The following is a 2,361-nucleotide window of genomic DNA, read 5'->3' on the forward strand; positions in this document are numbered from 1 at the left end:
TGGCAGGATGGAATTCTGATTTCCTCGTAGAACTACTTGATGCAGACTGGAATCCTCCTTGTAATAAAATAGATTCCAGTAAAAAATGATTGTAATGCGTCAGCCCTGTTTCTCGTAGGGTTTTAATTTTTTGACAGATGTGCTAAAGCTTTTCCATATCCGTCAAAAAGCTTTAGCACATATATGGTAAAGCTTTACGACAGCTGTCAAAAATATGAAAACCGGTATATTTGGGGCTGGAAGGTCATTGTTTCGTTGATAAAAGATCTGATGCGGAAGGCTGGCTCAAGAGCATTTCAGGTCCTGACATTGGCAAGAGACTGATTCGAATTCGATGGTACTGTGTGAAATTCCTGCCGAGAGGAAAATTTGTTTGATACGGGGCTTGACCGACTCCATTTCTGCAATATTGTTCAAAACAATATGGACCGTGGCGGCATTCTCGGTAGTGCTGATTCCCCAGATATGTAGGTGATGCCAGCTTTTTACTTGAGGAAGAGCTTCGATTTCCTGTTGGATGTTTTCCAGATGTACCGACGATGGAACGGCATCGATGGAGAGAAACAGACTTTCTTTCAATAATCCGAAGGTAGAAAACAGGATGACTGCGGCAATGAGCAGACTGATGATTGAATCAATCCAGTTCCAACCCGTGCAACTGATCAGGATACCTGAGATAACAACTCCAACGGAAACGAGTGTATCCATCATCATGTGGAGAAATGCACCTTGTACGTTCAAATCTTTCTTCCGGTCTCGCATCAATAGCCAAGTTGTCAGTCCGTTGATGAGAATACCGATGCCGGCTGTCCAGCTGATGGCTTGGCCCGATACCGGTTCGGGATGTTTCAGTTTATAAATACTTTCAATCAGAATGGCACCTACGGCAACCAGCAGAATCACGGCATTGACCAGCGAAATCAGAATTGTAGCCTTCTTGTATCCATAGGTAAAATGATGGGTGGCATGGAGTTTTGCCATCCGAAACGCAATCAGTGCCAGCAACAGACTGAATACATCACTCAGGTTGTGGCCTGCATCGGAAAGTAAGCCCAATGAATTGTAGATAAACCCGACGCCTGCTTCGATAACGACGAACAACAAGTTGAGCGCGATGCAGAAGATGAATATTTTGTTCAGCGAAGCCGGCACCAAGTGGTGCTCGTGATGATGTGTATGTTCGTGATGGTTTGCCATTTCTCGTTTGTTTAATTGTATATATTCGTTTCTAACCCAAGCAAAAGTAGAAAGACCTACGTTGTTTTGCAATACCTATTTATGTGTATTTGCATTAGTTCCGAAATATTCTTCCAATGCAGTCAGACTGCAGTCTTTGAGTATGACTGTTTTATCTTGATCTAACAAATACATGGACGGGAAACCGAGAATATCATACAGCTCTTTTCCGTAGATTGCCTGTGATTCGTCCATTCCTATTTCCCACGACGGCTGCATCTGTTGTGCCATAGTTTGCCATAAGCGTTTGTTTTCTCCCGGATAAATGGCCAGGATGGTTAATTGCTTATCCGAGATTTGCTGATTGAGCTGCGTCATTTTCTCCAGACGTAGGATGACTTGGTGGCAATCGTCGCATTCTGGATCGAAGAAAAGAAGCAGGATGAGTGGAGTCTGCAGTTCGGAAAGCCGGTGCTGGCTACCGTCAGATTTTGTATAACTGAAGTCTGCTGCCGTACTGCCCACTTTGTTTTTGCTTACCGACTTCAATAACATGGCGGGCCGCAGTTTGTCGTCGTCATTTAGTCTGTCTGATGCCATCATCTTCTGGAGAACCGGAATAAACAGTGCCTCGTTTCGCATTGGCGAAGTAGCGTCATAAAGATATTTCTCCAGGGTATTGTAAAAAAATAAGAACCCATTGAGGGTGACGGATGCATGGTCCATCAGTGCCGACAACGAGTTTTCGGCTTCTGCTGCCGGAACCAGGCGGAAAAGATCCACATAATCTACCAAAGCCTGTTCGACAACTTCCGGCTGGTTCATGAATTGCAGACTGTCGGCAAACGAGAAACGATCCCAATAGTGCGCTACTAGATAGGAAGAACGCGACTCAACTGTCTGAAGTGTATCCGGAATGACTGGAAGCGTAAAGCTGTTTGTTCCTGATTGGGCCATTAAATCTGTTGGGAGAAACAAGTGGCCGGCAAGTCCGATCAGTAAGAGTAATAACTTATTCATAGAAGTTGAGTTTATGCGTTGTTTATGTTTGTATGTTTATAGTTTCGACAAAAGTAATAACCCGTTGGCGGAATTAAATTGATAAAATAAATATGTATAAAAGGTTGTGCTTATCGCTGATTATTAGTAGATTAGAAGTGATCAAACTATTAATTTACAATAAAG

Annotated in this window: 2 protein-coding genes; both read right to left on the bottom strand. The window is 43.3% G+C overall.

Features of this window, described 5'->3' with window-relative positions:
• Positions 1-285: 285 nt before the first annotated feature.
• Positions 286-1,197, bottom strand: a complete 912-nt coding sequence (locus MUN53_RS18245; protein WP_243326838.1) for a cation diffusion facilitator family transporter — start codon at positions 1,195-1,197, stop codon at positions 286-288.
• A gap of 75 nt (positions 1,198-1,272) precedes the next feature.
• A complete protein-coding gene (locus MUN53_RS18250; RefSeq protein ID WP_243326839.1) occupies positions 1,273-2,196 on the bottom strand; it encodes a DUF5106 domain-containing protein in 924 nt (307 codons plus the stop codon).
• Between the last annotated feature and the right edge of the window lie 165 nt (positions 2,197-2,361).

The sequence above is a fragment of the Parabacteroides faecalis genome, assembly GCF_022809355.1.
Classification (GTDB): domain Bacteria; phylum Bacteroidota; class Bacteroidia; order Bacteroidales; family Tannerellaceae; genus Parabacteroides; species Parabacteroides faecalis.